24 protein-coding genes are annotated in these 21,311 nt (G+C 62.3%); 9 read left to right on the forward strand and 15 right to left on the reverse strand.

Annotation, left to right across the window (positions count from 1 at the left end; genetic code table 11):
- The first annotated feature begins 29 nt into the window (after window positions 1-29).
- Window positions 30-530 (forward strand): hypothetical protein, encoded by a 501-nt coding sequence (locus RH950_RS08475; protein WP_350055661.1) that lies wholly within the window; start codon window positions 30-32, stop codon window positions 528-530.
- 23 nt (window positions 531-553) lie between these two features.
- Here the strand turns inward: RH950_RS08475 and RH950_RS08480 are convergent, their stop codons facing one another.
- From RH950_RS08480 to RH950_RS08500, 5 genes are all read right to left on the reverse strand, one after another.
- Window positions 554-994, reverse strand: a complete 441-nt coding sequence (locus tag RH950_RS08480; RefSeq protein ID WP_350055663.1) for an acyl-CoA thioesterase — start codon at window positions 992-994, stop codon at window positions 554-556.
- Window positions 991-1,791, reverse strand: coding sequence for an alpha/beta fold hydrolase (locus RH950_RS08485; RefSeq protein ID WP_350055665.1), 801 nt, complete (start codon window positions 1,789-1,791; stop codon window positions 991-993). The genes RH950_RS08480 and RH950_RS08485 overlap by 4 nt, the downstream gene beginning before the upstream one ends.
- A 4-nt stretch (window positions 1,792-1,795) precedes the next feature.
- The gene (locus tag RH950_RS08490) at window positions 1,796-3,103 is read right to left on the reverse strand and encodes an O-acetylhomoserine aminocarboxypropyltransferase (RefSeq protein ID WP_350055667.1); all 1,308 of its coding nucleotides are present in this window, start codon (window positions 3,101-3,103) and stop codon (window positions 1,796-1,798) included.
- Between the two features lie 328 nt (window positions 3,104-3,431).
- The gene (locus RH950_RS08495; RefSeq protein ID WP_350055668.1) at window positions 3,432-3,956 is read right to left on the reverse strand and encodes a GNAT family N-acetyltransferase; all 525 of its coding nucleotides are present in this window, start codon (window positions 3,954-3,956) and stop codon (window positions 3,432-3,434) included.
- The gene (locus RH950_RS08500) at window positions 3,953-4,549 is read right to left on the reverse strand and encodes a UbiX family flavin prenyltransferase (protein WP_350055670.1); all 597 of its coding nucleotides are present in this window, start codon (window positions 4,547-4,549) and stop codon (window positions 3,953-3,955) included. The genes RH950_RS08495 and RH950_RS08500 overlap by 4 nt, the downstream gene beginning before the upstream one ends.
- Before the next feature lie 155 nt (window positions 4,550-4,704).
- Between RH950_RS08500 and RH950_RS08505 the strand changes: the two genes are divergently transcribed.
- Entirely contained in the window at window positions 4,705-4,869 is a 165-nt protein-coding gene (locus RH950_RS08505) for a YdcH family protein (protein WP_350055672.1), read from the forward strand.
- A gap of 82 nt (window positions 4,870-4,951) precedes the next feature.
- Here RH950_RS08505 and RH950_RS08510 read toward each other — a convergent pair whose 3' ends face one another.
- The 3 genes from RH950_RS08510 to RH950_RS08520 form a co-directional block, all read right to left on the reverse strand.
- Entirely contained in the window at window positions 4,952-5,731 is a 780-nt protein-coding gene (locus tag RH950_RS08510) for a 3-hydroxybutyrate dehydrogenase (RefSeq protein ID WP_350055674.1), read from the reverse strand.
- Between the two features lie 42 nt (window positions 5,732-5,773).
- Complete coding sequence (locus RH950_RS08515) at window positions 5,774-6,553, reverse strand: 3-hydroxybutyrate dehydrogenase (protein WP_350055676.1); 780 nt, start codon at window positions 6,551-6,553, stop codon at window positions 5,774-5,776.
- Between the two features lie 86 nt (window positions 6,554-6,639).
- Window positions 6,640-6,822: a DUF1192 domain-containing protein gene (locus RH950_RS08520; protein ID WP_350055677.1), complete on the reverse strand. Its 183-nt coding sequence runs from the start codon at window positions 6,820-6,822 to the stop codon at window positions 6,640-6,642.
- A gap of 190 nt (window positions 6,823-7,012) precedes the next feature.
- Between RH950_RS08520 and RH950_RS08525 the strand changes: the two genes are divergently transcribed.
- Entirely contained in the window at window positions 7,013-7,579 is a 567-nt protein-coding gene (locus RH950_RS08525; RefSeq protein ID WP_350055679.1) for a DUF1013 domain-containing protein, read from the forward strand.
- A 50-nt stretch (window positions 7,580-7,629) separates the two neighbouring features.
- Here RH950_RS08525 and RH950_RS08530 read toward each other — a convergent pair whose 3' ends face one another.
- On the reverse strand, window positions 7,630-8,205 hold the full coding sequence (locus tag RH950_RS08530; RefSeq protein ID WP_350055681.1) for a TetR/AcrR family transcriptional regulator: 576 nt from the start codon (window positions 8,203-8,205) through the stop codon (window positions 7,630-7,632).
- A gap of 270 nt (window positions 8,206-8,475) precedes the next feature.
- On the opposite strand from RH950_RS08530, the gene RH950_RS08535 reads away from it, so the two are divergent.
- The gene (locus RH950_RS08535) at window positions 8,476-9,108 is read left to right on the forward strand and encodes a YdhR family protein (protein WP_350055683.1); all 633 of its coding nucleotides are present in this window, start codon (window positions 8,476-8,478) and stop codon (window positions 9,106-9,108) included.
- Window positions 9,109-9,124: 16 nt separating this feature from the next.
- On the opposite strand, the gene RH950_RS08540 is transcribed toward RH950_RS08535, so the two are convergent.
- Window positions 9,125-9,781: a ferredoxin gene (locus RH950_RS08540; RefSeq protein ID WP_350055685.1), complete on the reverse strand. Its 657-nt coding sequence runs from the start codon at window positions 9,779-9,781 to the stop codon at window positions 9,125-9,127.
- A gap of 218 nt (window positions 9,782-9,999) precedes the next feature.
- On the opposite strand from RH950_RS08540, the gene RH950_RS08545 reads away from it, so the two are divergent.
- From RH950_RS08545 to RH950_RS08565, 5 genes are all read left to right on the forward strand, one after another.
- Window positions 10,000-11,001 (forward strand): GlxA family transcriptional regulator, encoded by a 1,002-nt coding sequence (locus tag RH950_RS08545; protein WP_350055687.1) that lies wholly within the window; start codon window positions 10,000-10,002, stop codon window positions 10,999-11,001.
- Between the two features lie 99 nt (window positions 11,002-11,100).
- On the forward strand, window positions 11,101-11,781 hold the full coding sequence (locus RH950_RS08550) for an AzlC family ABC transporter permease (RefSeq protein WP_350055689.1): 681 nt from the start codon (window positions 11,101-11,103) through the stop codon (window positions 11,779-11,781).
- Window positions 11,771-12,103, forward strand: coding sequence for an AzlD family protein (locus RH950_RS08555; RefSeq protein ID WP_350055691.1), 333 nt, complete (start codon window positions 11,771-11,773; stop codon window positions 12,101-12,103). Before RH950_RS08550 ends, RH950_RS08555 begins: the two co-directional genes overlap by 11 nt.
- A 73-nt stretch (window positions 12,104-12,176) precedes the next feature.
- Window positions 12,177-13,403: a hypothetical protein gene (locus RH950_RS08560; protein WP_350055693.1), complete on the forward strand. Its 1,227-nt coding sequence runs from the start codon at window positions 12,177-12,179 to the stop codon at window positions 13,401-13,403.
- 116 nt (window positions 13,404-13,519) lie between these two features.
- Window positions 13,520-15,412, forward strand: a complete 1,893-nt coding sequence (locus RH950_RS08565; RefSeq protein ID WP_350055695.1) for a propionyl-CoA synthetase — start codon at window positions 13,520-13,522, stop codon at window positions 15,410-15,412.
- Between the two features lie 110 nt (window positions 15,413-15,522).
- Here the strand turns inward: RH950_RS08565 and RH950_RS08570 are convergent, their stop codons facing one another.
- The 5 genes from RH950_RS08570 to RH950_RS08590 form a co-directional block, all read right to left on the reverse strand.
- Window positions 15,523-16,614, reverse strand: a complete 1,092-nt coding sequence (locus RH950_RS08570; RefSeq protein ID WP_350055697.1) for an ABC transporter ATP-binding protein — start codon at window positions 16,612-16,614, stop codon at window positions 15,523-15,525.
- Window positions 16,607-17,587, reverse strand: a complete 981-nt coding sequence (locus RH950_RS08575) for an ABC transporter ATP-binding protein (RefSeq protein WP_350055699.1) — start codon at window positions 17,585-17,587, stop codon at window positions 16,607-16,609. Before RH950_RS08575 ends, RH950_RS08570 begins: the two co-directional genes overlap by 8 nt.
- Entirely contained in the window at window positions 17,587-18,537 is a 951-nt protein-coding gene (locus RH950_RS08580) for an ABC transporter permease (RefSeq protein WP_350055701.1), read from the reverse strand. Before RH950_RS08580 ends, RH950_RS08575 begins: the two co-directional genes overlap by 1 nt.
- A gap of 10 nt (window positions 18,538-18,547) precedes the next feature.
- The gene (locus tag RH950_RS08585) at window positions 18,548-19,534 is read right to left on the reverse strand and encodes an ABC transporter permease (protein WP_350055703.1); all 987 of its coding nucleotides are present in this window, start codon (window positions 19,532-19,534) and stop codon (window positions 18,548-18,550) included.
- A gap of 92 nt (window positions 19,535-19,626) precedes the next feature.
- A complete protein-coding gene (locus tag RH950_RS08590) occupies window positions 19,627-21,210 on the reverse strand; it encodes an ABC transporter substrate-binding protein (protein ID WP_350055705.1) in 1,584 nt (527 codons plus the stop codon).
- Window positions 21,211-21,311: the final 101 nt, after the last annotated feature.

Below are 21,311 nucleotides of genomic sequence, written 5' to 3' on the forward strand. Positions count from 1 at the left end.
CGGAGAAACCGGCTCACGAGAGGAACGAAATGGCCCAACCCCCGAAAGGTACCTACGAGGTCATTCATCAGCCCAACAAGCTGAAGGATCTGGTCGGTGGCCCCGCCCGCATGGACGACAAGCTGATCGCGAATGCCGAGGCGGCACTGGCGGACGCCGTGTCCAAGATCGATCTCTCGGAAACCGCCAAGGATAGCATCGTCAAACTGGACGAAGCCGTCGAAAAACTGCGCATGGACGGGGCTGAGCCGGCTGGTCCGGAACGCACGATCTATACAGTGATGCATGACCTGCGCTCCCAGGGCACCAGCTTCGGCTATCCCATGGTCGAGAAGATCGCGACATCAATGAACCGTTATCTGGAGCTGGGCGAGCCCGGGCAACGCGGCCACAATGACGCCGACGCCATCAAGGCCCATGTGGACGCCCTGAAAGCGGTGGTCGCGACCAAGATGAAGGGCGAAGCCGGGGATATCGGCAAGCAGATCGTCGCCGGACTCTACAAGATTTCCCGCACCAAGACCAAATAGCCCAGCCCTCCTCAAGACAGGGACTATTCCAGGCAGAGCTTTTCCATCTCGGCGCGCATCCGCTCCGGGATCGGAACCGGCGTCTGCGTTTCACGGTCGACATAGACGTGCACGAAGTGTCCGAGCGCGGCGATCTCGCCGTCGCCTTCGCGAAACAGCCCGGTCGCATAGGTGACGCTCGACCGGCCAAGCCGCTCCACCCGGATGCCCGCATCGATCCGGTCCGGGAACGCCAGTGACTTCCTGAACTGGCACCGGGTCTCCACCACCAGCCCGACAATCGGGCTGGTGTGGATATCCAGCCCCGCCTCCCGGATCAGGTGCGTGTTCACGGCCGTATCGAAGTAGGAATAATACTGGACGTTGTTGACGTGCCCGTAGACGTCATTGTCCATCCAGCGGGTCGGGATCTCCAGCCACCAGCGGAACCGGTCGCGGGTCTCTGCTACCCCCTCGATGCTCACCGTAGCGCCCCGAAGAATTCAGCCAGCACGTCGAGCACTTCGTCGGGCTGCTCGATCATCATCATGTGGCCCGCGCGCAGCAGCACAACCGTGCGTGCATCCGGCAACGCGTCCACCAGCGGCCGGGCCAGCTTGGCCGGGGTCATCTTGTCGTCGGAGCCTGAGAGCACTAGCGCCGGGCACGTAACCGCCGCTGCTGCCTTTAACGCCCCGTCATAGGCATCGCAGGCGGCCAGGTCTGTCGCCAGCACCGCATAGTCGCCCGCTTCCAGCAGCCGCATGCTGGCGCCGCAGACCCAGGCGCCGGGCGCCCTGTGACCGCCAATCTGGGCGCGCTTGCCGACGCCCCAGCCGACCATGGTCTCAAGCGCCATGTGATTGCCCGTGCGGGCGGCATTCAGCAGATCCGGATGCACCTTCATTTCCGGCACGGAGCCGAGCAGCGCGAGCGCCTTCGCGCGCGCGCCCAGACGGGAAGCAACCTCAAGCGCGATGAGCGCGCCCATGGAATGCCCCATGACCACCACATCACCGGCCCCGACCGCATCCAGCCCGGCCAGGCACCAGTCGGCAAAGGCGGGGATACTCTCCGGCACCGTCCCGGCGCTGCGGCTGTGCCCGGGCAGATCGACAGCCAGCACGGAAAAGCCGTGATGCGCGAAGTAGCGCGCCTGCATCGACCAGACCGTATGATCCATTCCAGCCCCGTGCAGCATCAGGATCGTTGTCTTGCCGCCGTCAAACGGACGCCCGCCGGTCGCGGCGAACGCCTCATGCCCCTCTACGGTGAACTTCATCTGCCTACCCCGCCTTGCGCGTCGTTGCGGCGCGCAGCGCCTGCTTCAGGTCGCCGATCAGATCGTCCACGTCCTCCAGTCCGACCGAAAGCCGGACCAGATCCTCGGACAGCCCCGCCGCCTTCATCATCTCAACGTCCATCTGCTGGTGCGTGGTGCTGGCCGGGTGAATGACCAGCGATTTCGCATCTCCGACATTCGCCAGGTGCGACCAGACGCCGAGCCGGTCGATGAATGTTTTCCCGGCCTCGCGGCCGCCCTTGATCCCGAAAGCGATCATCGAGCCGGCGCCTTTTGGCATGATCCGCGCCGCCAGTTCCTTGTCCGGATGGCTGTCCAGCTCCGGATAGAGCACCCATTCCACCGCCTCGGAGGCTTCCAGGAAGGCCGCGACCTTGCGAGCATTGGCGACATGCCGGTCCATGCGCAGCGGCAGGGTCTCGATGCCCTGCATCAGATGAAAGGCATTGGTCGGCGACATGCAGGCGCCGAAATCGCGCAGGCCCTCGGCCCGGGCCCGCATGCAGAAGGCCTGCGGGCCGAACTCCTCGGCGAAATCGAGGCCGTGATAGCCGGCATAGGGCTCGGTCAGGGTCGGGAACTTGCCGGACGCCTCCCAGTCGAAGCGGCCGCCATCGACCAGCACGCCGCCGATGGCCACGCCATGCCCGCCAAGCCACTTGGTCGCCGAATGCATGATGAGGTCGGCGCCGTGATCGAACGGCCGGCAGAGATAGGGTGTGGTGAAGGTGGCATCAATCATCAGCGGCAGGCCGGCCTCGTGCGCGACCTCGGCCAGCGCGGCGATATCCAGCACCTCGAGCCCCGGATTGCCGATGGTCTCGGCAAAGACCAGACGGGTCTCCGGCCGGATCGCCTTGCGGAAACCGTCAATGTCGCGCGGATGCACCTTGGTGGTCTCGATCCCGAAGCGCGGCAGGGTATGGCTGAAAAGATTGTGACTGCCGCCATAGAGTGCGCTGGAAGCAACGATGTGCGAGCCCGTGCCCATCAGCGTCACGATGGCGAGATGCAGGGCCGCGTGACCGCTGGCCGTCGCCACCGCGCCGACGCCGCCCTCAAGCGCCGCCATGCGCTCTTCCAGCACCGCGACGGTCGGATTGGAGATCCGCGAATAGATATGCCCGGCCCGCTCCAGGTTGAACAGCGAGGCCGCGTGCTCGGAGTCCCGGAACACATATGACGTGGTCTGGTAGATCGGCACCGCCCGGGCGCCGGTATCGCTGTCCGGCTGCTGCCCGGCATGCAGCGCGAGTGTATCGAAACCGAAAAGATTTCCGTCTGAAGTCATGTGCTGCCCCTCCATCCTGCGCTTGGTCAGGTTCGGCGCGATCTTTCACGGATGGAGGGTTTGAAGCAAGTGCGATGGCACGCCTCGAGGATTTTCTGGTGCCCCGCTCCGTCCCCGCGGAGCCTTCCGAACCGATGGCTCGGAATCGAAGGACCGCGCCAAGGCGCGGCCCTTCATTTAGTCTTTTTTTAGAGTTTGAGCACCCTGTTCAACTTGCCCGGGGCAGACGGTAATGCCCCCACCAAAAATGTCAAGCTGGAGTCAGCGAAGCGTCAAAAATGTGACAGGAATTGGTTCGTATGAACGCCTCGATTATGCTGGAAGCACCTCAGGAAAGCTGCAGCAGCATATGATGCAGCGACACACTAGTTCCTTGAAAAACCAGGCCATCCGGCTCCGTCCCCCAGATTGCGAATCCGAGACTGCCGTAAAGCGTGCGGGCCGGGCCGGCCTGCTCCGAGACACTCAGATGTATGCCCGTAACGCCCTCAATCATCCGGGCGTGCGCAATCACGGCCGTCATCAAGGCGCGTCCCGCGCCGCAGCCTCTTGAAGCCGGGACGACATACATCGTCCAGACATGAACCTTGTGACGTGTTTTCTGTTTCGGCTCCCGGTACAGCCCCGCAATTCCCACCAGCCGATCGGTAAAAGCGCCGAAGACGACATCTCCGTTTCGCCGGCCGAAAAGCTGACTCACATCTTCTTCGGTCTGCAGGAAATCATCCCCGGCCGCGGCGCCGAACGACGCCGGGCACGCCGTCAGTGCTTCCCGCCTCAAGGCGAGAAAAGCCGCGGCGTCGCCCGCGCCGAGTGCCCGAACAGAGAAGGCGCTGTCCGTCCCCGAGGTCACGACACACCGTCGTCCTTCCAGCGGCGGACCGTGCCGGAATCGATGTCAAACAGGTCCAGCACACGGCCGACGGAATGGTCCACCATGTCGGCGATGGAGTCCGGCCTGGCATAGAAGGCGGGAACCGGCGGGGCGATGATTGCGCCCATGTCGGAGAGCGCCAGCATGTTCCGCAAATGACCCGAATGCAGCGGCGTTTCCCGCACCATGCAGACCAGGCGGCGCCGCTCCTTGAGAATCACGTCTGCCGCGCGCGACAGCAGTGTGTCGGTGACGCCCGTGGCGATCTCGGCCAGACTCTTCACCGAACAGGGCGCAATGATCATCCCCATGGTCCGGAAGGACCCGGAAGCGACAGCAGCACCGATATCCTTGTTGGCATGCACCACGTCGGCCAGCGCCTCGACATCCCGGACCTTGAGATCCGTCTCGTGGGCCAGCGTGATTTCCGCCGCCCGGCTCATGATCAGGTGAGTCTCGACTTTTTGCCCGTCCGGCAGCCCGCGCAGCACTTCCAGCAACCGGATTCCATAGACGATCCCCGAAGCACCGCTGATCGCAACAATCAGCCTGTTTTTTTGAGGATTTCTCATGGAAAAAATTTACCTCGGGAATCCAGCATGTTGCACGTTTCAGCCAAAAAACCGGGCACCATGCCCGAGACTGCCCCATTGCACAAGCCCCTATAGCTACCTATTCTCTAAACTGTAACGTTTTGAGGTTCACGATCAAAAAGGAGAGCATAGGCATGGCCCAGGCACAGCGGATTGAGTCGCTGAAACAACGCCACGAGACCTTGGAGCGCAACCTTGATCAGGAACGGACCAGACCCATGCCGGACAGTGCCGCTATCGCGGAAATAAAACGTCAGAAACTTGCCATCAAAGACGAGATGGAAAATCTCTCGGCCTAACCAGACGCCCTCGCCAAACCGATACAGAAATCAGGATCAAGTTGCACCCGCCGAATTTTCGGCGGGTGTTTGTTTTCGGGCTCTAGGACGCCATCCAGCCGCCATCCAGCGTCAGCGTGGTCCCTGTCATGGTGTCGGCGGCACTGCTGCACAGGAAAAGGGCGGCTCCGCTCAGCTGCCCGCATGTGGTGAAGCGGCCGGACGGCTGCTGGTCGATCAGCAGGTCATAGGTTGCCTGCGCGATACTGGTCCCGTCCCTTTTCGCCCGGTCCTCGATCTGTACATCGACCAGCGGCGTTTTCACCCAGCCGGGGCAGATCGCATTGCAGGTCACCCCCGTCCCCGCAGTTTCCAGGCCGGCGACCTTGGTCAGGCCGACGACGCCGTGCTTGGCCGCGACATAGGCCGATTTCCGGATCGAACCGCCCAGTCCCGCGTTGGACGCAATATTGACGATACGCCCCCAGCCGCGCCGCTTCATGCCCGGCAAGGCCGCCCGCATCGCCAGAAACGGGGCCGTCAGGTTGATTGCGATCAGCGCATCCCAGCGTTCGGCCGGGAACGCCTCGATCACTTCGGTATATTGGATGCCGGCATTGTTCACGAGGATATCGACAGCGCCGAAATGTGTCTCGGCCGTTCGCACCAGATCCTCGATCTCCTCCGGCCGGGCCATGTCGGCGCCGTGATAGATCACCTCGACGCCATGGCGTGAAGCCAGCGCCGCCCGCGCGGTTTCGATCGCCCCGGCCTCCCCAAGACCATTCAGGACGATCTGCGCGCCCTCGGCGGCAAAACCCTCGGCCAGCGCGGCCCCGATCCCGCTGGTGGAGCCGGTGACGATCACTGTCCTGCCCTTCATGGCCGGGCCCTTTCGATCAATCCGGGCCATGCCGGAGGAGCGTTACTGCGCGGTCCAGCCGCCGTCGAGCGTCACGGTCGTGCCCGTCATGTTGCTGGCGGCATCGCCGCACAGGAATACGGCGGCGCCGGCGAGTTGCTCGACTGTTGTGAATTGCCCGGACGGCTGCTTTTCCAGCAGCAGCGCCTGGGTTTCCTGCTCGACACTCGTGCCATTGGCCTCCGCACGCGCCTCGATCTGGGCGATCACCAGCGCGGTCTTCACCCAGCCCGGGCAGATGGCATTGCAGGTGACGCCGCGCTGGGCGTTTTCCAGGGCCGCGACCTTGGTCAGGCCGACGATCCCGTGCTTTGCCGCCACATAGGCGGACTTGTTGGCCGACGCGACCAGACCATGTGCCGAGGCCACATTGATGATCCGCCCCCAGCCCCGCGCCTGCATGCCGGGCAGGGCCGCGCGCATGCAGTGGAAGGCGGCGGAAAGATTGATCGCGATCACGGCATCCCAACGATCTACCGGAAAGGCCTCGATCGGGTCGGTATGCTGGATACCGGCATTGTTGACGAGAATATCGACGGAACCGAACCGCTTCTCGGCCGCCCGGATCAAGTCCTCGATCTCTTCCGGCCTGGTCATGTCCGCGCCGTGATAGATCACCTCGACACCATGGGCCGACGCCAGGGCGGCCCGTGATTTCTCGATCTCCGCTGCGTCCCCCAGCCCGTTGATGACGATATTCGCGCCTTCGGCCGCGAATGCCGCCGCCATGGCCGCGCCGATTCCGCTGGTCGATCCCGTGACGACTGCCGTCCTGCCCTTCATGAGCCTGTCCTTATGTTCATGCGTTGCTGCGTCACTCTGGCGATACAGTTTATCGCGGTGCGCCGCAAGATCAGGCTGGTCTGCGCCTAACGCTTGAACAGCGACTCGGCAGCCGATGAAATCGAGCGTTTTTCCTCGATCATCGCTTCCGCGCGAAGGATTTCAGCCTTCATGTTCTCGATATAAAGCGCAAGATCCTCAAGGTTCCAGGTCGAAAGGTCGACCGGCTTGCGGGTTACGTTCTTCGGTTCCAGGTCTTCGAATGTCATCTGCACCTCTCCCGTTATCCGGTTTCGCCGCGATCCCTGTTCAAGCCACCTTCTTTTTACGGAGACTTACTGATTGGATCGTTCCGTAACTTGCTCTATATAACCACCATTCAGAACATTTCAGACAACCAAGAAAGAACGGATCCGTCATCCTCACGGTAGTCGGATAACGTGCTTCAAAGGAGATATCATGGCGAATCCGCTGATGCCGAAAGCGACGGCCGTCTGGCTGATCGACAATACGGCGTTGTCGTTCGAACAGATCGCCGATTTCTGCGGCCTGCATCCCCTCGAAGTCCAGGCGATCGCCGACGGCGAGGTCAGTTCCGGAATCCAGGGCATTGATCCGCTGCAGAACGGTCAAGTGGCCCGCGGCGAAATCGACAAGGCCGAGGCAGACACGTCCTACCGGATGAAAATTCTGGTCAGCACGCTGCCGCAGCCGAAAGCCCGTTCCAAGGGACCGAAATACGTTCCGGTCTCCAAGCGCGGCGACAAGCCGGACGCCATCGCCTGGCTGGTCAAGCACCATCCGGAACTGAAGGACGTCCAGGTCGCGAAACTGGTCGGCACGACCAAGGACACGATCAACAAGGTGCGTGACCGCACGCACTGGAATTCCCAGAACATCACAGCCCGTCATCCGGTGCTGCTCGGCCTCTGTTCGCAGACCGATCTGGATCAGGCCGTGACCAAGGCCGGCGGTACTGCCGCCCCGCCGGAATCCCAGCTCGAATCGCTTTCCGAAGTACCCTGATTCAAGTTTATCAGAATGACAAACGGCCGGTCATATGACCGGCCGTTTTGCTATCTGGCCGGCCCCGCGGCCACAAGGGCGGCACGACGCACCGCAGCGGCAATCTCTTCCGCCGGTCCATCTTCCCCGACCGCCCGTGCCATCGTCAGCCCGCCGATCAAGCCGGTCAGGAAAGCCCAGGCCCGCGCACGCCGGTCGGCATGGTCACCGCCGGCCAGCCCTTCCGCAATCCGGTCCACGATCCGGTTCATCCTGTCCGCATAGGCCTGATGCAGATCCCCCTGTCCTCGCGCTACCTCCGGCGACAGACTTGCCATGGCACAGCCGCAGGAGAGGTCCGCGCGATGCGGCTTGCCAAGATAATAGTCGGCGAAGGCCTCCAGCCACTTGGCTCCATGCTCATCTCGGAACTGCCGGATGCCGTCCAGGACCTCGTCCAGACCAAGTTCCAACGCCGCGGCGAAAGCCCGGTCTTTCGACTTCAAATGCGCATAGAACGCCCCGGACGTGACTCCGGCGGCCTTTGCAATTCCATCAACCCCGATCCCGGCATAGCCATGCGCCCTGAATCCGGCACTGGCCGCGGCCAGCATCTTTTTCCTCGTCTCGTCCCTGCGCGCATTCATGCCGCCGCTCCAGCGAAAATAACGATCGCTATATAATAGTTGACTCGCTGCGACCTTCGTCATAGATAACATCACGACCGTTATATAACGATCGTTATTTTGGAGAATTTCATGAAGGAAGCAGACCGACCACCAAGACCCGAACGGCATCCATCCCGGCGCGAAATTCTCGCCGGCGGCATGGCTGCGACAGCAACGGCACCCCTCATCGGCAGCGCGATATTGCGGCCCGGAACCGGACACGCCCAATCATCAACATCGGAGATCAAGATGCCCCCACATGCCTTCGTTTACACGGAACTCCAGATTTCAGTACCGTTCGACCAGGGCCCATGGCGCCAAGTCAATCCGGTCATCCGGCAGCAACCCGGCTTCCTGAGCAAGACGTGGCTGTTCGGTCTGGGCACGCAATCGCTCGGCGGGTTCTACAGCTTCGATTCTGTCGAGAACGCCAAGACATTCGTAACCGGGTACTTCCCGACGGAAACACGCAGGTTTGGCGTCACCCATACAACCCGGGTGTTTGATGCGGAGGGTGTCGCCGAAGCGAGCGCAGAAATGGGGTCGCCCTATTTCGGCGGGATCGCCGAGCAAGCCCCCGGCGCCTATGTCTACACGGAGTTGCAGCTCAGTCTTCCGTTCGAGCAGGCCCCATGGCGAAAGCGTAACCCCATCCTGAAGAACCAGCCGGGATTGCTGAACAAGACCTGGCTGAGCGGACTGAACAATAACAGCATCGGCGGATTCTACGCCTTCGAAACCGTCGAGCATGCGCAACGGTTCGCTCTCGAGGATTTTCCGGCCGAAACAGCGCGCCTCGATACAGCCTATTATGCGCGAATCTTCGAGGCCCCGCCGGCCGCTGACGCAAGCCGCGACCTGAGCTCACCCTACTACAGCTAGCATTGAGCTTGAGGCGCTACACAAAGGCCGCCATGTGAAAGGCCGCCTGACCTGCTCCGTAGGCATAATCCCGGCCTACGGGGCAGGCCTGGCGTGCCAGGCAAGAACCGTCGAGACAATAATCTCCCGCACCGGACCGCAGATGCCTGCGGCATGCCTGCAGGTCATACCCCCGCCCAGAGAACGCCCCGACCGGGCACGTTGTGAGACAGGGCCGCGCGGTACAGCTGTCGCAGGGGTTCGCCGACATGTCCTTGTCCGGCAGATCCAGCACCCGCTCGAACAACAAGGCACCCCGGTAACCGTGCCAGAGACCGTAGACGGGATGGATCAGGATACCGATCGGGGACGGGAAAACCGGCTCGGCCCGCATCGCCCATTGCTGGAACGGCCGGTAGGGCGGGCCGTCGGACGGCAGCGCCACTTCAGCACCGAACTGTCGGGCCACGGCACCCAGCACCTCTCCGCTCCAGCGATCCAGCGGGTCCACCCCCGCAGGCATTTGTGCGGAGAAAGCCTCCCACATGCCCGGCCCGGCATTGCCGGCGAGCAAGACCGTGCCGACTGATTCGCCCTCGGCAAGCGCCATTTCCTGCGCTTCCGGATGAAATCCGCCGCGCAGCAGCAGCCCGTGGCGCGCGAGCGCAGCCGCGATTTTCTCGCACAAGCTCATGGAACTCTCACCGCTGATCTCCGGGCCATCATTGAATTCGTCTATTCCCGACCTAGTGTCCCAATTTCGACATGGCTACGGGGCGAGCCAAGCGAAAACATCTACCAACACCTTATTTTCATTGCTCCCGGGCACCGACTTGGCTTTATCCTTTTCACGACAAAAATGACGGGCCGGGAAACAAGCGGAAACCCGTGCGGCGGAGTGTATGGCCAAATATGTTCGACGACCCAAATGATGTCCCGCTCACCGTCGATTTTTTTCTGACGCCTAACTTTTCACTGCTTCCCTTTACGGCAGCCGTCGAGCCTCTGCGCTCCGCCAACCGGATGGCCGGAAAGACGCTCTATCACTGGCGCGTGCTGAGCGAGGACGGCAAACCCGTGCAGGCCAGCAACGGCATTGAGGTGATGACGGTCGGCACGCTGTATGATCTGAACACTTCCGATGCGGTGGTCGTCGCCGCCGGCATCGACGCCCAGCATTATCGCAACGACCGGGTATTCGGCGCCCTGCGCCGGCTGTCACGGCAGGGTGCCGTGATCGGTTCCGTCTGCACCGGCGCGCACGTACTGGCCCGGGCGGGCCTGCTGGAAGGCCGCCGCTGCACCATCCATTGGGAGAATCTCGGCGGCTTCACCGAAGAATTTCCCGAAATCGACGTCACCTCTGATCTGTTCGAGATTGATCGCGACCGTTTCACCTGCTCCGGCGGAACCGCCGCGCTGGACATGATGCTGCATCTGATTGCCAAGCAGCATGGATTCAAACTGGCCAACGAGGTGTCCGAGCAGTTCATCCATGACCGCATCCGCGAGCCGCACGATCACCAGCGCATGGAATTGCGGGCCCGCCTCGGTGTCAGCCACCCGAAGCTGATCAATGTGATTGCCGAAATGGAAGCCAATCTGGAAGAGCCGTTGAGCCAGACCGCGCTGGCGGACAAGGCCAACCTGTCCACCCGGCAGCTGGAGCGGCTGTTCCGGAAATATCTTTCCAGCACACCGACCCGCTACTACCTCAACCTGCGCCTGCAGCGTGCCCGCCAGCTGCTGGCCCAGACCAGCATGTCGATCCTGTCGGTGGCGCTGGCCTGCGGTTTCGTTTCCGCCAGCCACTTCTCGAAATGCTATCGTGAATGTTTCGGGCGCACGCCGCGCGCCGAGCGGGCGGTACGGCACGATGCGCCGACCCTGGTGATGCAGAAACTCGCGGGCTGATGGCCGGGCGTTAGCCCCGCTAATTGCATCGCAACAAATTCTCGTTTGACCTGCCCCGCCGCCGGACGCACATCTAGCCGGCATTTGGTGGGAATGGCGATGACAACCTTTACTTCAAGCGGCATGCGCTCGGGCGCGGTCCTGATCTGGCCCATCGCCGTCAGCGGCTTTTTCTTCGCAGTCGCTGTCGGTGTGATCGGGCGCAATGTCGGCATGAGCTGGATCGAGGCCGTCACCATGAGCGGCGTCGTTTTCGCCGGCGCCTCCCAGGTCGCGATCATCGATCTCTGGCAGGACCCGCTGCCGCTGCTGATCATCGCCATCACCACACTTGGCATCAACTCCCGCATGCTGCTGATGGGGGCGTCACTTCGGGAGTGGTTCGCGCCTCTGCCGCGGCGCCTGACCTGGCTCAGCTTCTTCTTCCTGACGGATGCCAACTGGGCTGTCGCGATCGCGGAGCGGCGGAAGGGATCGACGGATGCCGGGATCCTTCTCGGCTCCGGTATGGCGCTGTGGTTCTCCTGGATATTCGGCACCGGGCTCGGGCACGCTCTGGGCGCCGCTCTCGACCCGAAAGCGCTCGCCTTCGATGTCCTGCTGCCGGCCTTCTTCGTCATCATGATCAAGCCGATCTGGACCGGGCGGAAGCAGATCCTGCCCTGGGCCGTGGCTGCCGCCGGCGCCATTCTGGCAAACGAGTACGTCCCCGGTGAGGCTCATGTGGTGATCGGCGGCATTGCCGGCTCCCTGGTCGGAGGGCTGCTCCGTGAACGCTGAATCCATCGCCCCCTACCTCGCCTTCGACTGGACCGCCATGATCGCCATCCTGCTGATGGGGATGGTGACCTACTTCACCCGGATCGGCGGCTTCCTGATGATGCGCTGGGTCCCGGAAGGCGGCTTCGTGTCCCGTTGGCTCGCGGCCATACCCGGGGCCGTTCTGGTCGCGATCCTGGCACCAACGGTCTGGCATTCCGGCTGGCTGGAACGTGCGGCCCTGGTTTCGGTCGCCGCCCTCTCCCTGCTCGGCGCCAACCCGCTTGTCGCCGTTGCTGTCGGCACGGCCAGCGTTGCCGCGGGTCGGGCTTTCCTGTTCTAGATCAATGCCCGCGATTGCCATCCGGGGCATTCCTCGGGCAGACTCTCGGCGGACAAACGGGATTGGCGCGCGCATGCAGACCGAAGAAGCGGAGCTCCTGGCTCTGACAGAAGACGCATCGGCCCGCGGCGCCGGTCGGACCGTCATCCTGATCGACCTGTCATCCATCCCGCATATCAGCGATCCGATATTCTTCCGGACGCTGATCGCGCGCATTGACGTGGCACCCAAAGACGGAAAATCCCGGATGTACCGGCTGTCTCACCATATTGTCGCCATCGTCACGCCGGACGAACAGGCTCATCTCGCCGTCTTCGCGGTCGACAAGCTCGATGCCTTCCTGAAGCGCAGCGGCCGCGGCGGCGCCCGCCACCAGGAACTCCGGCTCGCGACCGAATCCGACAAGATTGCCAAAATCTGCCGCAAACTGATGGCGGAAGCGGCCAGGACACGGCAACCCAACCGCGACAGCGGCGAACTCGAGAGTTTCATGCGGTTGTTCGAGTCGCTGCGGAATGCCGATATCGCCAATCTGGTGCGCGAGCAGACCATCTGGAATCTGTCCGACCCGCATCACCCGGTCTCGCTGGCCAGCGCGCTCACCGTTTCCATCGACGCGCTCGACGACATGTTCGGGCAGGACATCCGGGCCAATCCCTGGCTTTTCGAGAAAGTGATCGAAGTCGTCGATATCCGCATGCTCGACCATCTGGTGGACGATCGTCTCAAGGCGCGCAAGACCTACACGGTGAACGTCAACAGCACGGTGGTTATCGAAAGGGAACTCGACGAGGCCTTCTCCGCCATTCCGATGACCTCCCGCAATCGCATCATTCTTGAAGTGCCCTATGTCGAGGCCCTGCACGAACGGGCCGAATTCGACCGCATGGTGGGAGATCTCGAGCACGAGAACTTTCCCATTGCGCTGGACGGCATCCGCTGGACGTCCCTGCCGAAACTCGAGGTGCCAACGGAGCGCTTCGCCTATCTGAAGATCATGTGGGACCGGCATCTGACGCCGGCCAGCGCGCCGGAATGGGCCGCCTTCTCTGCCGCTGTTGCCGCGGTCGGCCCGGAACGGATCATCATGTTCAACTGCGTCGACGATGCCGTGATCCCGGATCTGCTGGCACGCGGCCTCACCCTGTTCCAGGGCCGCGGGGTCGAGAGCTTCATCCGGCGCGACCGGATCGAACTGCTGCAGGCGCAGGAACACGACCTGCAGGCGGAACGGCTGGCCGACGAGACCAGCCGGACCGGCCGCAAGAAAGGGATTCTCGGGAAAATACTGAGCGGCTGACATGCTGCCGTCGGCGTGGTGCCGGATGTGGCAATCCGGCACTTGATTTGCCCTCCACGGCCATCGACCATGCAGTCAGAGAAACACGATAAAACGATTTCAGGGAGGCTCTGGATATGGGCCAGTTTGACGAGGTCTACCGGCATTCTCTCGACGACCCGGAAGCATTCTGGGGCGCGGCGGCCGACGATGTTTTCTGGTTCAAGCGCTGGGACAGGGTGCTCGACGACAGCAAGCCGCCCTTCTACCGCTGGTATCCCGGCGGTGTGACCAATACCTGCTACAACGCCCTCGACCGGCATGTGAAGGAAGGTCGCGGCGATCAGGCCGCCCTGATCTATGACAGCCCGGTCACGGACACGAAGCAGAGCTTCACCTACAGCGAGTTGACCGACAAGGTCGCCGCCTTTGCCGGCGTGCTGACGAAATACGGCCTCGGCTATGGCGACCGGGTGATCATCTACATGCCGATGATTCCCGAAGCCGTGATCGCCATGCTGGCCGCGACACGGATCGGCGCGGTGCATTCCGTGGTGTTCGGCGGCTTCGCCTCGAACGAGCTGGCAAAACGGATCGACGATTGCAGGCCGAAGCTGATCGTCAGCGCCTCCTGCGGCATCGAGCCGGGCCGGACCGTCGCCTACATGCCGCTGCTCGACGGCGCCATCGAGATGGCGACGCACAAGCCGGATCACTGCATCATCCATCAGCGCCCGATGGCGGAGGCCAAACTGACCCCCGGCAGGGACATAGAATGGAACGCCGCGCATGAGGGCGCCGCGCCGGCACCCTGCGCCGAAGTGCTCGCCACCGACCCGGCCTATATCCTCTACACCTCCGGCACCACAGGCGTGCCCAAGGGCGTCGTCCGGTCGACCGGCGGCCATATCGTCGCCCTGAAATGGTCGATGAAGAACATCTATGGCGTCGACCCGGGCGAGGTCTTCTGGGCGGCGTCCGACGTCGGCTGGGTGGTCGGGCACTCCTATATCGTCTATGCGCCGCTGTTCCACGGCTGCACCACCATGCTGTACGAGGGCAAACCGGTCGGCACGCCGGACGCCGGCGCTTTCTGGCGGGTGATCGCCGAGCACAAGGTCAGCACCATGTTCACCGCGCCGACAGCGATCCGGGCGATCAAGAAGGAAGACCCGGACGGCAAGCTGCTCGCGCAGTATGACCTGAGCCACTACAAGGCCCAGTTCCTGGCAGGCGAGCGGTGCGATCCGGACACGCTGCACTGGTGCGAGGAGAAGCTGAAGGTTCCCGTGGTGGACCATTGGTGGCAGACCGAGACCGGCTGGCCGATTGCCTCCAACTGCATCGGTATCGAGCTGCTGCCGATCAAGGCCGGCTCTCCGACCCGGGCGGTGCCCGGCTGGGACGTGCAGATCCTCGACGAGGCCAGCAAGGAGATGAAGCGCGGTGAGATCGGCGCCATATCCATCAAGCTGCCCATGCCGCCGGGCTCCCTGCCCACGCTCTGGCAGAATGACGACCGGTTCGTTGAAAGCTATCTCGCGGACTATCCCGGCTATTACAAGACCGGTGACGCGGGTTATATGGACGAGGATGGCTATCTCTATGTCATGAGCCGGACGGACGACATCATCAATGTCGCCGGGCACAGGCTGTCCACAGGCGGCATGGAAGAGGTGCTGGCCGGGCACCCGGCCGTCGCCGAATGCGCCGTGATCGGCGTTGCCGACCAGCTCAAGGGCCAGGTCCCGCTCGGCTTCGTTGTGCTGAAGGACGGCGTGAACACGCCGGCGGAGCAGATCCTGAAGGAACTGGTGCAGATGGTCCGCGACCGCATCGGCCCGGTGGCCGCCTTCAAGCAGGCCACCATCGTCCAGCGCCTGCCGAAGACCCGCTCCGGCAAGATCCTGCGCGGCACCATGCAGAAGATCGCCGACGGCGAGACCTACCCGATGCCGGCAACCATCGACGACGCGTCGATCCTGCCGGAGATCAAGGAAGCGCTGCAAGGGATCGGTTACGCGAAATAGCCGGCCAACGCGGCTGATTGACGTTTTGCGACAGAGAAAAGGCCCGGGGCGAAACCGCCCGGGCCTTTTTCATGCGGATGACAGGGAACGCGACGCCGTCGCGCTTTTTTCTAGACGTTCAGCCCTTCCGGCACCGGCACCTTGGCCATGATCGGATCGTCCGGCACCCGGCCCTCCTCGACACCGTGACAGGCAACAACGGCGCCGTCGGCCAGCGGCCGGGGCTCCGGGCGCTCGCTCTTGCAGCGGTCGTTCGCGAACGGGCAGCGCGGATGGAAGGCGCAGCCCGATGGCGGGTTGATCGGGCTTGGGACCTCGCCTGCAACCGGCATCCGCTCGCGGCCGGACATTTCCAGATCCGGGATCGTGTCCAGCAGCATCCGCGTGTAGGGATGGCGCGGACGGGTGAACAGGATATCCGACGGCGCGACCTCGACCAGCCGGCCGAGATACATCACGCCGACCCGGTCGGAGACATGGCAGACCACGGCGAGATTGTGGCTGATGAAGAGATAGGTCAGCCCCAGTTTCTTCTGCAGGTCCCGCATCAGGTTCAGGATCTGGGCCTGCACCGACACATCGAGCGCCGATGTCGGCTCGTCGCAGACCAGGAAGTCCGGCTCGCTGGCAAGGGCGCGGGCGATGGACAGCCGCTGGCGCTGACCGCCGGAGAATTCATGCGGATATTTCTCGCCGTCGACGGGCGAGAGACCGACCTGGGTGAGCAGCTGCCCGACCCGCTCCAGCACCTCGTCCGGACTGTCCGCCAGGCCGAAGGCGCGGATCGGCTCGGCAATGATGTCCCGGACCTTCCAGCGCGGATTGAGGCTGGCATAGGGATCCTGGAAAATCATCTGCAGGCGGCGGCGGATCGGCCCCATCTGCTTGCGGGACAGGTTGGCGATGTCCCGGCCCTCGAACTCGATGGACCCGCTGCTCGGCCCGTGCAGGCCGACGATCAGCTTCGCCACCGTTGACTTGCCGCAGCCGGACTCGCCGACCAGGCTGAAGGTCTCCCCCGGCTTGATGGCGAAATCGATACCGTCGACAGCCTTCAGGATCTGCTCCGGCGCCCCTTCCAGGACCCGGTTCAGCCAGGGTGCGGAAACGTCGAAATAGCGCTTCAGGCCCTTCACTTCGAGAATGGTCTCGAAGGTTTCTTTCGCCACGGCAGGTTTCTTGGCGGTCGTCGCATCAGACATGGGCCGCCTCCTTGTCATAGAGCCAGCAGGCTACCTCGGTTCCATCCACCGCGATCGTATCCGGCCGCTCCTTAAAGCAACGATCGAAGGCTTTCGGGCAGCGCTGGTTGAAGGCGCAGCCGGTCGGGATGCTGGTCAGCCGCGGCATGGAACCCTCAATCTGGCGAAGCTTCTCGTCGGTGTGTCCGATCATCGGGATCGAGCCCATCAGGCCTTCGGTATAGGGATGCTTGGCCTGCTTCACGACCTGGCGGACAGGGCCGATCTCGGCAATCCGTCCGGCATACATGACGGCCACGCGATCGGCGGTTTCGGCGATGACACCCATATCGTGGGTCACCAGCATGACCGCCGTCCCGTGTTCCCGGCACAGCTTCTTCAAGAGCGCGATGATCTGCGCCTGGATCGAGACGTCGAGCGCGGTGGTCGGCTCATCCGCCACCACCAGCTTCGGATTGACGCACAGCGCGAGTGCGATGACGACGCGCTGGCGCATGCCGCCCGAGAACTGGTGCGGATACTGGTCGACCCGTGTCTCCGGCGCCGGGATGCCGACCTCGGTCAGCAACTCGATCGCCCGTTCCCGGGCTTTCGTCGGCGTCATGTCCGTATGGGTCATGATTGTTTCGGTGAGCTGCCGTCCGACCGTATAGAGCGGGTTCAGACTGGTCAGCGGGTCCTGGAAAATCGCGCCGATCTCCCGGCCTCGGATCTTCCGCATTTCCTCGTATTCGAGATTGTCGATCCGCCGCCCGTTCATGACGATCTCGCCGCCGGAGATCCGTCCCGGCGGCTCCAGCAGGCCGATGATGGCCGCCCCGGTGAGAGATTTTCCGGCGCCGGATTCCCCGACCACGCCGAGCACTTCGCCCTCGTCGATATGGAAGGACACATCGTCGATGGCTGTCAGAATCCCCTTCCGCGTCGGGAAATCGATACGGAGGTTTCTGACTTCAAGAAGATGTTTCGACATCAGCGCAGCTTCGGGTTGAGGGCATCACGGAGCCAATCTCCGAGGAGATTGACGGCGAGAACGAGGATCGCAAGCGTCATCCCCGGGAAGATCGCGATCCACCAGACTCCGGAAAACAGGAAGTCGTTCCCGATCTGGATCAGGGTGCCGAGCGACGGCTCGGTCGGCGGCATGCCGACACCGAGGAATGACAGGGTCGCTTCCGTCAGAATGGCGAAGGCGAGACCCAGCGTGGCGATGACCAGCACCGGCCCCATCACGTTCGGCAGTACATGCTTGATCATGATCAGGATCGGGTGCAGGCCGATGATCCGGGCCGCCTGGACATATTCCTTGTTCCGCTCCACCAGGGTCGAGCCACGCACGGTACGGGCATACTGCACCCAGTTGGAGATACCGATGGAGAGCACCAGCACCGGGATGATCATGGCGTCATGCTGTTCCCGGTCCAGGATGCCGCGCATGATCCCGTCGATCAGCAGGGCGATCAGGATGGTCGGGAAGGAAAGCTGGATGTCTGCGATCCGCATGATCACTGCATCCACCTTTCCGCCGACATATCCGGCGACGAGGCCGGCCGAGATACCGATCACAGCGGAAAAGACGACGCTTGCGAATCCGACCAGCAGAGAGATGCGCATGCCATACAAGATTGTGGAATAGATGTCGCGGCCCAGATTGTCCGTGCCGAGCAGGAAACGCGGGTCGCCATCTTCCACCCAGACCGGGGGCAATTCGGAGTCCATCAGGTCGATGGAGGCCAGATCGTAGGGATTATGCGGCGCGATCACACCGGCAAACACCGCCGCCAGAATCAGCAGCAGCGTAACCACAGCGGCCGCGACGGTCAGGGGCGAGTTCCTGAAGCTGTAGCAGAGCTCGTGATCCCAGATCCGAAACAGCAGGCTCGGCTTCGAGGGTGTCACTTTGAGCGAGGTTGTATCAGTCATATCTCGGCCCTCAATGTCCGCCGCCATGACCTTCAACGCGCAGGCGCGGGTCAACGACGTAATAAAGAATATCGACGATCAGGTTCAGAACGACGAAAAGGAACGAAATCATGACCAGATAGGCAGACATGACGGGCAGATCGACTTCCTGGATGGACTGCAGGAACAGGCGTCCCATTCCCGGCCACTGGAACACGCTCTCGGTGATGATCGCGAAAGCGATCAGGTTGCCGAGCAGAAGACCGGTCACCGTGATCACCGGTACCATCGTATTCTTCAAGGCGTGGCCGAAATTGACTGCCCGGTTCGTAAGCCCGCGCGCGCGAGCGAATTTAATATAGTCCGTCCGCAACACTTCCAGCATTTCAGCCCGGATCAGCCGCATGATAAGGGTCAGGGTAAAAAGTCCGAGCGTCAGGGCTGGCAGGACGATTGCCTTGAGGCCGCTGACCGTCAGCAGGCCGGTTGTCCAGCCGCCGGGAAGCGTCACAACGTCGCCGCGTCCGTAAGACGGCAGCCAGCCGAGCACAACCGCGAAGAGATAGATAAAGAGAATACCGATGAGAAAGGTCGGCACAGATATACCGACCAATGAGAGGGTCAGCATCGCCTTGCTGCTCCACCGGTTCCGGTAGAGTCCTGTGTAAACGCCAGCCGGCAGTGCCAGCGCAAAGGCGATTATGGCGGAAACCACACTCAGTTCAATGGTTGCCGGCAAACGCTCGAGCAGCAGGTCCGTAACCGGCGACTTATGCTGATACGACAACCCGAATTCGAGCTGCGCCGCGTTCACGACGAACTTGCCGAAACGAATGATCAACGGATCATTCAGGCCGAGCCGTTCGCGCAGGGCTTCGCGCTCCGCTTCAGGTGTGTCGATACCGACCATCTGGTTCACGGGATCGCCGAGAAACTGGAACATGAAAAAGGCGACGAGGCTGACCACAAGCATCACGAGAATGGATTGAGCCAGCCGACGAAGTATGAATGCAACCATAAACGGTCACGCTTTCCGGCAAGTTAGCAGATCTCTCATAAAGGCAGGGGCCGGTCCAGAGGACCGGCCCGCACCTGATTATCGCCAGTGAATCACTTCACGTTGACGTAATAGAAGCGGAACTGGTTGTCAGCCCGCTGCCTCAGCTCGACGTTGTCGCGCTTGCCCCAGGCCAGGGCCTGCTGATGAAGCGGGATCGTCGCAACATCGTTCGTGGTGATCTGGAAAGCTTCCTCGATCAATGCATCGCGCTTTGCCTTGTCCGTCTCAACACCGATCAACTCAGCCAACTCATCAACCCGTGCATTGCTGTAGCCGCTGTAGTTATAGAGGCCACGGCCTTTGTCCGGAGTCGGGGTGGAGAGCAGATTCCAGATCACGTTCCAGGAATCGAAGCTGCCTGGTGTCCAGCCAAGCAGGCCAAACGCATAGTCGCTGCCGCCCTTCGGAGCGATGGCTGCGAAATACTTCGCCTTCGGCTGCGCCACCAGGGTGGACTTGATACCGACCTTGGCAAGCATGGACACGATTGCCTGGCAGATCTGCTCGTCGTTGACATAGCGGTCGTTCGGGCAGTCCATCCGGGTCTCGAACCCGTCCGGATAGCCGGCTTCGGCCAGCAGGGCCTTGGCTTTGTCACGATCGTACGGCAGACGCTGGAAGCCTTCCGACCTGTCGAACAGCTTCGGCGAGATCATGATCGCGGAGGGATCGGAGAGACCGCGCATGATCTTCTTCTTGATCGCCTCGATATCGATCGCGTGATACATCGCCTGCCGGACCTTGAGGTCCTTGAACGGGTTCTTGCCCTTGACGTTGGAATAGAGCAGCTCGTCGCGGAACATGTCGAAGAACAGGAAGATGGTCCGCAGTTCCGGGCCGACCAGCACGCTGGTACCGCCGTTCTTGTTCACCCGGTCGATGTCCTGGACCGGAACCGGGAAGACCATGTCGATCTCTCCCGAGAGCAGCGCCGCGACGCGGGTCGCGTCCTGACTGATCGGGGTCATGATGACTTCGGTCAAGTTGTGCTGCGGTTTGTCCCACCAGCCATCGAACGGAACCAAGACGGTCTTAACATCGGTCTGGCGTTCGGTGATGGTGAAAGCGCCTGTGCCGTTTTCATGGTGCGCGGCGTAGCTCTCGACACCCTTGGACATGTTCGTCGGGGTGGTGGCGCCATTCGCCTCGGACCACTCCTTGTCCATGATGAACCAGGTATCCCACTCGTAATAGATGATGGGATTCGGCTTCTCGGTGATGAAGTCGACCGTGTAATCGTCAATCTTGACGACTTCCGTGATACCGACGACGCGGCCGCGCAGGTTGGCGTCCTCGTTGTTCGTCCGCTCGTAGGAGAAGAGTACGTCGTCCGCGTTGAAGTCGTTCCCGTTATGGAACTTGACGCCCTTGCGGAGATGGAACCGCCAGCGGGTCGGCTCAAGGTTTTCCCACTTGGTGGCAAGACCCGGTTCGAACTTCAGATCCGCATCGCGACGGACCAGGCCCTCATAGATGTTTCCGAGGAAACCGAGGGTGAAGGTCACGTTGTGAGCATGCGGATCGAGAGATGTGGTGTCAGTCTGAAAGCCCCACTTAAAGGTCTTCGCCTCAGCGAAACCTCCGGAAGCGACAACAGCTGCCGCGACCGCAAGGGCGGTGAATGCTTTACGCATGGAAAGCTCCCCAATGATGCCTCTGTCGCGCCCGGTGCAGACCCTTCTTGATTGTCGGGATCGCGGCCAGGGCACGGCCCGACGAAAACAATTGCCGGGAT

The sequence above is a fragment of the Nisaea sp. genome (genome assembly GCF_040217065.1).
Classification (GTDB): domain Bacteria; phylum Pseudomonadota; class Alphaproteobacteria; order Thalassobaculales; family Thalassobaculaceae; genus Nisaea.

Bases quoted from the DNA above. Each gene is read 5' to 3' on its own strand.
- RH950_RS08475 (WP_350055661.1), top strand. From the start codon at position 30: ATGGCCCAACCCCCGAAAGGTACCTACGAGGTCATTCATCAGCCCAAC.
- RH950_RS08485 (WP_350055665.1), bottom strand. From the start codon at position 1,791: ATGAAGTTCACCGTAGAGGGGCATGAGGCGTTCGCCGCGACCGGCGGG.
- RH950_RS08490 (WP_350055667.1), bottom strand. From the start codon at position 3,103: ATGACTTCAGACGGAAATCTTTTCGGTTTCGATACACTCGCGCTGCAT.
- RH950_RS08500 (WP_350055670.1), bottom strand. From the start codon at position 4,549: ATGAGAAATCCTCAAAAAAACAGGCTGATTGTTGCGATCAGCGGTGCT.
- RH950_RS08505 (WP_350055672.1), top strand. From the start codon at position 4,705: ATGGCCCAGGCACAGCGGATTGAGTCGCTGAAACAACGCCACGAGACC.
- RH950_RS08510 (WP_350055674.1), bottom strand. From the start codon at position 5,731: ATGAAGGGCAGGACAGTGATCGTCACCGGCTCCACCAGCGGGATCGGG.
- RH950_RS08515 (WP_350055676.1), bottom strand. From the start codon at position 6,553: ATGAAGGGCAGGACGGCAGTCGTCACGGGATCGACCAGCGGAATCGGC.
- RH950_RS08520 (WP_350055677.1), bottom strand. From the start codon at position 6,822: ATGACATTCGAAGACCTGGAACCGAAGAACGTAACCCGCAAGCCGGTC.
- RH950_RS08525 (WP_350055679.1), top strand. From the start codon at position 7,013: ATGGCGAATCCGCTGATGCCGAAAGCGACGGCCGTCTGGCTGATCGAC.
- RH950_RS08530 (WP_350055681.1), bottom strand. From the start codon at position 8,205: ATGAATGCGCGCAGGGACGAGACGAGGAAAAAGATGCTGGCCGCGGCC.
- RH950_RS08535 (WP_350055683.1), top strand. From the start codon at position 8,476: ATGCCCCCACATGCCTTCGTTTACACGGAACTCCAGATTTCAGTACCG.
- RH950_RS08540 (WP_350055685.1), bottom strand. From the start codon at position 9,781: ATGAGCTTGTGCGAGAAAATCGCGGCTGCGCTCGCGCGCCACGGGCTG.
- RH950_RS08545 (WP_350055687.1), top strand. From the start codon at position 10,000: ATGTTCGACGACCCAAATGATGTCCCGCTCACCGTCGATTTTTTTCTG.
- RH950_RS08550 (WP_350055689.1), top strand. From the start codon at position 11,101: ATGACAACCTTTACTTCAAGCGGCATGCGCTCGGGCGCGGTCCTGATC.
- RH950_RS08560 (WP_350055693.1), top strand. From the start codon at position 12,177: ATGCAGACCGAAGAAGCGGAGCTCCTGGCTCTGACAGAAGACGCATCG.
- RH950_RS08565 (WP_350055695.1), top strand. From the start codon at position 13,520: ATGGGCCAGTTTGACGAGGTCTACCGGCATTCTCTCGACGACCCGGAA.
- RH950_RS08570 (WP_350055697.1), bottom strand. From the start codon at position 16,614: ATGTCTGATGCGACGACCGCCAAGAAACCTGCCGTGGCGAAAGAAACC.
- RH950_RS08575 (WP_350055699.1), bottom strand. From the start codon at position 17,587: ATGTCGAAACATCTTCTTGAAGTCAGAAACCTCCGTATCGATTTCCCG.
- RH950_RS08580 (WP_350055701.1), bottom strand. From the start codon at position 18,537: ATGACTGATACAACCTCGCTCAAAGTGACACCCTCGAAGCCGAGCCTG.
- RH950_RS08585 (WP_350055703.1), bottom strand. From the start codon at position 19,534: ATGGTTGCATTCATACTTCGTCGGCTGGCTCAATCCATTCTCGTGATG.
- RH950_RS08590 (WP_350055705.1), bottom strand. From the start codon at position 21,210: ATGCGTAAAGCATTCACCGCCCTTGCGGTCGCGGCAGCTGTTGTCGCT.